The organism is Pseudomonas sp. Sample_10, from assembly GCF_004321495.1.
Classification (GTDB): Bacteria; Pseudomonadota; Gammaproteobacteria; order Pseudomonadales; family Pseudomonadaceae; genus Aquipseudomonas.
In genome coordinates, this window is record NZ_RCOE01000166.1 from 1 (window position 1) to 8957 (window position 8957).

Annotated in this window: 8 protein-coding genes and 1 pseudogene; 7 read left to right on the plus strand and 2 right to left on the minus strand. The window is 57.8% G+C overall.

Annotation, left to right across the window (positions count from 1 at the left end):
- Positions 1-243 precede the first annotated feature (243 nt).
- Positions 244-1614 carry a hypothetical protein gene (locus D8U18_RS16605; RefSeq protein ID WP_131108026.1) on the plus strand — a complete coding sequence of 457 codons (1371 nt, stop codon included), beginning with the start codon at positions 244-246 and terminating at the stop codon, positions 1612-1614.
- On the opposite strand, the gene D8U18_RS16610 is transcribed toward D8U18_RS16605, so the two are convergent.
- The gene (locus tag D8U18_RS16610; RefSeq protein ID WP_131108027.1) at positions 1603-2781 is read right to left on the minus strand and encodes a catalase family protein; all 1179 of its coding nucleotides are present in this window, start codon (positions 2779-2781) and stop codon (positions 1603-1605) included. The two genes, D8U18_RS16605 and D8U18_RS16610, sit on opposite strands and share 12 nt — an antisense overlap.
- A complete protein-coding gene (locus D8U18_RS16615; protein WP_056853162.1) occupies positions 2778-4586 on the minus strand; it encodes a di-heme-cytochrome C peroxidase in 1809 nt (602 codons plus the stop codon). Before D8U18_RS16615 ends, D8U18_RS16610 begins: the two co-directional genes overlap by 4 nt.
- Before the next feature lie 266 nt (positions 4587-4852).
- On the opposite strand from D8U18_RS16615, the gene D8U18_RS16620 reads away from it, so the two are divergent.
- From D8U18_RS16620 to D8U18_RS16645, 6 genes and pseudogenes are all read left to right on the plus strand, one after another.
- On the plus strand, positions 4853-5566 hold the full coding sequence (locus D8U18_RS16620) for an FKBP-type peptidyl-prolyl cis-trans isomerase (RefSeq protein WP_056852913.1): 714 nt from the start codon (positions 4853-4855) through the stop codon (positions 5564-5566).
- 294 nt (positions 5567-5860) lie between these two features.
- A complete protein-coding gene (locus D8U18_RS16625) occupies positions 5861-6316 on the plus strand; it encodes a DUF1232 domain-containing protein (RefSeq protein WP_056852912.1) in 456 nt (151 codons plus the stop codon).
- Positions 6317-6430: 114 nt separating this feature from the next.
- A complete protein-coding gene (locus D8U18_RS16630; RefSeq protein ID WP_056852911.1) occupies positions 6431-6775 on the plus strand; it encodes a helix-turn-helix transcriptional regulator in 345 nt (114 codons plus the stop codon).
- On the plus strand, positions 6772-7143 hold the full coding sequence (locus tag D8U18_RS16635; RefSeq protein ID WP_003223109.1) for a hypothetical protein: 372 nt from the start codon (positions 6772-6774) through the stop codon (positions 7141-7143). Before D8U18_RS16630 ends, D8U18_RS16635 begins: the two co-directional genes overlap by 4 nt.
- The gene (locus D8U18_RS16640; RefSeq protein ID WP_056852910.1) at positions 7144-7551 is read left to right on the plus strand and encodes a sel1 repeat family protein; all 408 of its coding nucleotides are present in this window, start codon (positions 7144-7146) and stop codon (positions 7549-7551) included. It begins immediately after the preceding gene.
- A 208-nt stretch (positions 7552-7759) separates the two neighbouring features.
- Positions 7760-8957: pseudogene (locus D8U18_RS16645) on the plus strand (type IV secretion protein Rhs); the annotation flags it as partial.

The window sequence follows — 8957 nt, forward strand, 5'->3', positions numbered from 1 at the left end:
CCTGTCACGCCGGGGGTCGCGGGTTCGAGTCCCGTCCGCTGCGCCATATTCGGTAGCCTGGAACACTGAACGCCAGGTCACCACACAAGAAGCCCGCTTTATGCGGGCTTTTTGCTGTCTGCCGTTTGGCAATTCTGTGTATATAACTATGTAGTGCCTGCAAGGCACGCAGCTTTCGGATGATGGGCAACGTTTCCATGACAGTCATGGGAAGTGTTCGATATCTACCGAGAGACTGAAAACATGAATACCCTCCCTCTTGAAACTATTGTTTCGTCATCGGCTGCCGCTCCGGCAGCAGGATCGAATCCGGCTTTTCTGAGCTGTGATGACGCAGCGGCCTTCATGCATGAGTCGTTGAAAGGTCGGCGAAGTACCGAATTCACCGGCTTCATCCTCAAAAACACGGAAGGGCGCTTTTATTGTGCCCTGGAAGTGAAGAGCGCCGATGAACTTGCTGACACAGAACTCCCCCGCGATTTCCCGTTAACCGTAGCCGTGAATCTTCTCGGTGAGATGGAAGTGCCCAGCGGCTATTCCCTTGAAGCGAGCCTGGTCTCCCGCGTCGACAAGGCAAAAGGTTTCGACGAAAGCGCCGTAGAGTGGAACCAGCGCAACCTTTTCCATTCGGTTGCCGATTTGCACGCGGTCATGTCTTCGCGACGTCAATATTCCAGGTGTTATCTGTCGGCCAGTGATGGCGGGCTTATTGCCTACACCTCAAGCCTTTCCGACTTCGAGAAGGAGTTGTCGCCAAGGCTTCAGCTAAAACCTGACGGGAGACCGCAAAACTTCGAGGGTTTGTATGAAAGAGGTGCAATCCCGAGCAGTGTTCTGATTTTGCTGGCGGTTGCGGCGGGTGAGGTAACCACTGTGGTAGCCGGTAGTCTCTGGAGGCGCAGGGGCAGGCTCAAAGCCAGTTGGAGAAACGACATACTGCAACATAATCCGCCAATCGAGTTGATGCCTGTCTGTGGTCCGGTTCTAAAGGATGTCAGTGCTGTGGCTCATTATCTTCATGAACAGATGCTCAAGTTATCGCACCTGCAGCAGCACGTCGGCATCATTCTCAAGCATAAAACTCAGGACGTTTTTGTCGTCACCGCACCGGTGGCGAGCGATTACGCCAGTTTTGACCGGCACACTATCTTTCCCAAGGGGCCTCAGGCAAACGTGCTGCTGCCGTCACAGTTTCGGATTCATGGCTTCTATCACACCATGAACGCTATCGCTGATGACAGGCTGCCCGAGCAGGAAGTGCAGCTTTATAAAAACTTTTTCTCTGCCAATGATCTGCGCATCGGGTTAAGCCGTTTTATCGACGCACCGCATCATCGGATATTTCTGTGTACGCCGAGTGGGGCTGTTTTGCGATTCTCCAAACCGGAACCCGAAAAGCTGCAAAACCTGATGGCGCAGTTGGATCCCCAAAACGCTGACTATCAAGATTTCGAACAGAAGATTCTGAGCGGTGAGATGCGTGTGCAGGCGTTTGTCGATCGGCTGGCGGCTGCCGGAACCCTGAGCGTCCTTTATCCTGGCGATGTCTGGGCAAAGGGCAGGGTCCAGGCTCCAACGGCGATTGTGATCATTGGGGGCGAGTCAGCGCAATGAAGCCTCGGCATTGCGACTGTGTCGATAGTCACTGACCGCCTCATAAACAGCTTTGCGCAGCCGATTGATTCCGCCGATGGGGCGGTGCGCCTCAAGCCCGAACCACGGATTGAACGAAAGGTTGTCGCATTGCAGATTCTGCGCAGGCGTATCGAAATCCTGAGGCGGCAAAGTGATCCGTGCCACCGTTTCGAACGGGGAATCCTGTTCACGCCATTCGATGCTGGTGTCCTCGATCGGCATGTACTTGTTCGCATCCTGGCGCTGGATCTGCAAGGCAAAGCAGGCCGGCACCCGGTCGGTGGACAATTGCTGGTTAAGAGCATTGCGCAGAAAGTTCGGCAGATCGCGGTTTTGCCTGGGTAAAACGTATGCCGGGCAATTATCCGGATCCGGCATCACCCGAAACTTCGCGTTCGCCTCGCCGAACTTGTACGGCGATACAGAGAAGTAAGTGCTTTGCGTCGGGCTTTCTGGCGGCGGGGACAGCGTTGCCAGTGCAATGAACAGGTGGCTGACCTGCCAGGTTCGCGGATCCCATCCCGGAAAAAACGCCATGATTTTTTGCCCATTGGCTTGAGCCGCGACATTCTGCCGATACTCGGCAACATCGCTGACAAAGAAATTCGGATGGCTGAACATCACAAAATCCTGTTCATGCTGCCCCTGCCGGTCAGCAAGCAGCGGCGTACCCGCAACATCGAGCAACTTGATCGCCATGCCTCGGGCATCGCGCATGCTGTCGAACTGCGGATAGGCATTGCCGTTGGAAAAACGCAGGGTGGCCTGCCAGACCTTGCCCGGCTCACTGAATACACCCTGACGCAGTTCCTGCGCCAGTTGCGGCAACACCTGCACTTGGGCTTTGACACAGCCATGTGCCTTGGCGTGGGCGTCGCGCAGATAACGGGTGCTCTCACGGTGCTGGTCGACGATGCGCACAGCGGTCTGGATCACGTCCTGGGTCATGGCTGATTCGTCGTCCGGAATCTGTTCCAGTGCAGAAACCGGTCCACGGTGCTGCCAGACGAACCACGCAGTAGTCAGAGCCCAGATCAGCAGGCCGATGCCGAGCGCGATCAGCAAGCACTTGCCGAGCAATCGGCCCAGGCGCAACCACAGCCTGGCAAGCAATGGCAGATCCTTCTTGAAGGTGGTCATGATCATGGCAGTTGCGCCTCCAGCGGGCCGCCCAACACTTTCAGGTACTCCAGCAGCGCCCAGCGCTCTTCGGGTAACAGCAGTCGGCCAATGACACCTCTGCCGCGCTTGCCGGCGCGGAATTCATGGCCGCTGTTGTGGTTGCCGGTGATGCGGGTATCGAACAGGAAGCCATTGGTGAACGCTTCTGTGCGATAACCCAAATGCCGCGGATCGTATTCGAAGGTGCCTTTGTAGAACGTGGTGGATCGCTCATCTTGAGGCGACAACAATTGATAAAGGGTGGGAACCGAGCCGTTGTGCAAAAACGGGGCAGTGGCCCAAACCCCTGCCAGTGGGCGAGCCTTGTAAGCGACCTTTTCGCGAACGCCGATAGGCAGGCCGAAGCCATCGAGCCGAGGCTTCTCTTGGGCAGTGACATCGGCTTCACGATAAGCGCGCTTTTCGACGAACGCGGTGACATAAGCCAGGCCCCTGGCTACCGATAGCTGACTCAAGTCCAGCGGTTCCTTGGGCGTGGGGTGCAACTTCACGTCCATCTGCTCCAGCTCTGCCAGGTTCCATTGCAGGGCGGTCAAATCAAATCGGTGGTTGGCGATATTGTTCGCCGCGCTCGGATCCGTACCGATGAAGTCCACTGGCAGCATGTGCAAACGTTGCACCCAGCGCTCACCTTCCTGAGTCTTGTGCGGGACATGGCAGCCGGCGCAATTTTCGGCAAACAGTGTGCGGCCCCTGGCTGCGAGCGGTTTATCGACAATGCCGAACAGGGCTTGCGGCCAGGTGGGTGGTTTCAGGCGCTGCAGGGTTTCTTCGATCGCATGCAGGTCGCGCACGCGGACGCTGGAGGCGTAGCGCTCGTCGCCTTGCAGGGGTTGGCCGTTGGCGTCGAAGAAACTCAAGGTTGCGCCGACGCCCAGCGCCTCACCGATATTGCGTGCCATCGGCTGTTGCGCCGACCCGTTCCATTGCACCCAGTCGAACGTCCACATGTCCCATAGCTGTGGATAATCCACCGGGGCATTGGCGACCCGATAGTTGGTCGGGGAAATGGCGTCGCCGAAGGTTGCATTGGCAATTCGGCCAAAAGCATCGGTGCGGCCAGGACCTTCCTCGGTGGGGTAGAGACCGCGATGGGTATCGTTCCAGGCGACCTTGAGGAACGTGTTCAGCGAGTTTTTGAAGTCCCTGCGCAGTTGCGCATGAGCAGCATCGTAGTTTTCGCCCAGTACTTGGCGGGCGAAACGCTCGAACTTCCAAGGGTTGTAGTAGGTAGATGTCAGGCTGGCGACCAATGCCTGTCCGAAACTCCCGCCGCGCAACGTAGGAACGCTGGAAGGCAAAACATGTTGCGCCGAGCCACCATCGATGCGCACCGCCTGGCCGTTTAACCGCAGTTCACCGGTGTGGCAAGCGGCGCAAGTTATGTCCAGATATTGCTCCGAACTTCCGGGGTTTCGGTGCCGGGTGAAGCCTACCGGCAAGTTGCCGGGATTGTTCGGCGTGGCTTTTTGCTGGGGATCAATCAGAAATCCAAAGCGAGCGAGGTATTGCGGTGAGGCGAAACGCTGTTGCGAGAACGGCAGTTCGAGGGCTTGGAACCACTCGTAGCGCAGGCCTTTGACCTGTGTGCCCTGAGGCGTGAAGTAATAGGTTTGCCGTTCCTCGGCACTCCACTGATCCAGGTAATGCACTTGCTGCACTGGCGAATGGAAGGGCAATTTGGGGTTGGCGATGTAATACAGAACCACGGCCAGCCCAGCCACCAACAGAAAAACGACCACAATCAGCAAGCGGAGGAGGAGGCGCAAGATGAACATCCTTGTCGATTTTTTGCCCGTTATGCCTGAGTGGCCAATTAGCGGCAAGAGGCCATTACGCCATATGTCATCAGGGCAGAACTGCCTCCTTCAGATCAATCTGACAGAAGTTTCATCATGCTCAACTGCAAAAGCGTTTAAACACCTGAACTTATCGTAAAACTCTTGCTCTCATGCCGGTAGCCATTGGTCGTGGCGGCCTGATAAGCTCGCGGCTTTACTCGATTGCCCTTTCGGCGCATGAACAAGGAAATAGCATGAAACAGCATCGGTTGGCAGCGGCGGTTGCCCTGGTTGGCCTGGTACTCGCGGGTTGCGACTCGCAGACCAGCGTAGAGCTGAAAACCCCGGCGCAAAAAGCTTCCTACGGCATTGGCCTGAACATGGGCAAAAGCCTGGCTCAGGAAGGCATGGATGACCTGGACTCCAAAGCCGTAGCCCAGGGCATCGAAGATGCCGTCGGCAAAAAAGAACAGAAACTCAAAGACGAAGAGTTGGTTGAAGCGTTCGCCGCACTGCAAAAGCGTGCCGAAGAGCGCATGGCCAAAATGAGCGAAGAGTCGGCAGCCGCCGGCAAGAAATTCCTCGAAGAGAACGCCAAGAAAGCTGGCGTAGTGACCACCGCTTCGGGCTTGCAGTACGAAGTGGAAAAGAAAGCCGATGGCGCTCAGCCCAAGCCGACTGATGTAGTGACCGTTCACTACACCGGCAAGCTGACCAATGGCACCGTGTTCGACAGCTCCGTCGAGCGCGGCAGCCCGATTGATCTGCCGGTCAGCGGCGTGATCCCGGGTTGGGTCGAAGGCCTGCAACTGATGCACGTTGGCGAGAAGTACAAGTTGTACATTCCTAGCGAACTGGCTTACGGCGCTCAAAGCCCAAGCCCGGCCATTCCAGCCAACTCGGTGCTGGTATTCGACCTGGAACTGCTGGGCATCAAAGATCCGGCAAAAGAAGACGCTGCCAAGTAAATCGGCGCCTGGGTCACAAACAACGCCTCGCTTATGCGGGGCGTTGTTGCATCCGGCATTTGGCGCGGATAAACAAAGCGAACAGATGCTGTAGGCTGGAGTCATAGCCAATGTAGGACCGCTGCTAACCGCGCAGGGCTGTCAAGTCAATGAAATCTTGGGTTTTTTTTTGATGTGTAAAAAACGCCCGATCTAAGTTCGGCCCTTGTGTTGCGGGGCTTTCAGCCGTGAAAAGCAGGTCTGTTCACAAGGTTATCCACAATTTGTGTGGATAACATTCTAGTGGGAGGAATGATGAAAGCACCCTGGAGTTTCGCTCGTTTCTTGCCACTGGCCGGGCGCCTGATCGCACGTGGGCGATTGCCGACTTTGTTGTTCGCCGTGGCCAGCAAAAGTGCCAGCCAAGGTAACCGGTTGGGCAAACTTAAAGATGATTTGCGTCTGTTGCAGGCGCTTTGCCTGGCGTACTGGCGCGGCGAGTACCGGTCCATCAGCCCCAAGGCGTTGATCTCCGTGGTGGCAGGTTTGATGTACTTCCTCAGCCCGGTGGATGCGATCCCGGATTTCCTGCCTCTGTTTGGCATGATCGATGACATCGCCGTACTCGCCTGGCTCATGAAAGTCCTCGACGATGAGCTCAACGCGTTTCGCGCCTGGCGTAAACGGCAATTGCCGGAGAAGCTTGCCGTGGTTGAGCGCTTGCCCGATACGCCGGAACAACTTCACCTTCAGGGACCGAAAAAAAGATAAGTCGACCCCGACTTATCCTCAGATAGATACCCCCCGCGACCTTAGCCGCTGTTAGGATTACACTTCTAGGGAAAAGTGCCGACTCGCTAAGTGTTGTTGTCCTACGGGGTAGTCATGGATATTCAGATAATTACACGCGAAGGCGAGCCCGAATATGCGGTTTTGCCATGGGCTCAATATCAGGCTCTACTGAAAGCAGCAGGCATCAAAGAAGCACCGTCGAGCCCGGCCCCGGCGCCGCTGGCCGCGACAAGCCAAGACCCGACCCTTCCAGGTCTTGATCAACTACGCAGTTTGCGCGAAGGAAAGGGCATCGCCATTGAAGCGTTGGCCCGCACGGTAGGCATCAGCCCATCCTATCTGGCCATGATCGAAAGTGGCGAGCGTCTGCCCGACGCCGCGATACGTCGCAGCCTGGCCTGGGAGTTGACGGTGCCGGGGTGGAGGGATGAATCGTGAGCGTACGCATCAGTCGTCAACACTGGGATGGATTGCTGGGTGAGCTGGATCAGGCGCGCCGGCAGCGTCATCTACTGACTTATCGAGCATTGCTGGAGCGTTTGCAGTTGCCGACACCGGCCATGCAAACCTTGACCGCGGCACTGGAACATCTGGCCGCGCTGGACGCCAAAGCCGAGCAGCCGCTGCGCAGTTCGCTGGTGATCAGCCAGGGTGCCAGCCGCCTGCCACGTACCGGTTTTTTTGAATGCGTCGAGCGACTGGGGCGCTTTTCCGGGCCCTCCGATGGCGTCGCAGCAGCGTCGTGGCATGCTTCGGAAGTGGTGCGTGTTTTCGAATACGAATACCCGGAATCGGCGGAAGCCTGAATGTTTTTTCGACTCAAGGCGCGGGCTGGGTACTGGCTCGCGCGCAGGCTGTTTCACTGGTCATGGTTTGTGCGTCAACCGCGCGGCTGGAAATGGCTTGAGGGCCAGTTTGCCCGCATGGCGAACCTGGGCGATGTCGGTGCCCAGAGCTTCTATGGTCACATCCTGACCTTCCGCGGCGTCGGACTGGGGGCTCGCGAGGAAGGCATACGCCTTCTGCGTCTGGCGGCATTGGGCGGGGATGGCAAAGCAGCCTATCAGGTCGGCGTGATCTACCTTTCCGGAAGCCCGAGCAAGGCGCCGGATCCGGCTGAAGCGGCGCGGTTCTGGACCATCGCCGCGAAGGCCGGACATCCGCTGGCGCAGATCAAACTGCAGGCGCTGGATTCCCCTGATAGCACGCATTAAAGACTGACCTGTTTGCTGAGCGCGGCGCTGGGATCGACCCCTGCGCCGCGTTTTTGCTTTTAGCGAAACGCCCTACAGCAACCTCATCCTTGCCTGACTTCTTTCCCCGCTGAACCCCCGCAAAGTCCATTGCGCCAAATTTCCTGCGCGAAGGATTGCTTATGTTCGACCCGGTTTTTTACGTGGCCCCAGATGTTCCGGTGGGCTGATGGATCACGTCACCCGTATTGAGCGAGAGCTCGACAGTTTCCCGGACACCCTCACGCTGTACCGCCAACAGCTCAAGCGATGGTTCAGCCAGGCCGCCGATCAGGTCAGCCGCGCTACGGACATGCCTTCGCTGATGGGCATGGAGCGGGTGATCAAGCTGGGTAATACCAGCACCGTGGTCAGTAGTGCAGACGACGACTTCATCTCGACCGTGGCGCAGTGTCCGAAGGGTGGAATCCTGCACATCGAGAGCAAGTTCGAGTCGGTGTACGACGTTCCGCTGGGGAACATCAAGGTTGATGTGATTGCGGTGGAGGGTGGCGAGACGAAGCCGGTGACCCTCGACGCAGACGGCAAAGGTGAGTTCGAGGGAGAGCCGGACAAATTCTATCGCGTGCGCGTGCAAGGCGAGGTCACAGAGGCGCAGGTTGAAGCGCTGTTCTCCTCCTACGACGGCCTGTCCCTGGACCTGGACAAGTGGCTGCGCAATGAGTGGGAGGGGTTCAAGCCGCAATGGTCGCAGTCCTCTTCAACCGCCGTGGGCAACGGCTTGCTGGCCGGGAGTTGGGCGGCGATCGAGGGCGTGTGGGACGGGATCAATCTGCTTTCGGACATCCTCAAGGATCCCGAGGCGTTTGTTGCGCGACTGGGCAGCAGTGCAATTGCGTTGAAGGAAATGGCGCAGAAAACGCCGCAAGCCATGGCAAGAATCCAGCTGCTGGCCAGTGACGAAGCGGCCCTGTGTCTGCTGTTGCGCACGGCCAGTCTCTGGCTGGAAATGCTGCCGCCCAGCGTGATCGCTGGCAGCACCGCCGAAGCGCTGTCGAAGGTCGTGGTGGAGTTGCTGATCGACATCCTGATCGCCATCGTCCTGACCTTTGCCACGGCCGGGGGCGGTGTGGCCTATCTGGCGACGCGTTTGGCGGGGCGGGGCGCGCAGATGATCAGTGCGCTGACGCGTCTCGTCAATGCGTTGTTCGCCATCGTCAACACCTTCAGCGGTTACGTTGACCGCTACAAAAATGTGGCCGCACGGGGCGTTGCGGCGGGCCTGAAAAAAGGCCGGATGCAACTGCGCTGGAATGCTCGCAACAACACCTCGCTGAAAAAACACGAGCACCACGACGACGCCGCGCAACAGGCGAAAAACCCCAACGGCGACAGCGCCGACGCCGCCGACCGCACCGCCACCCATG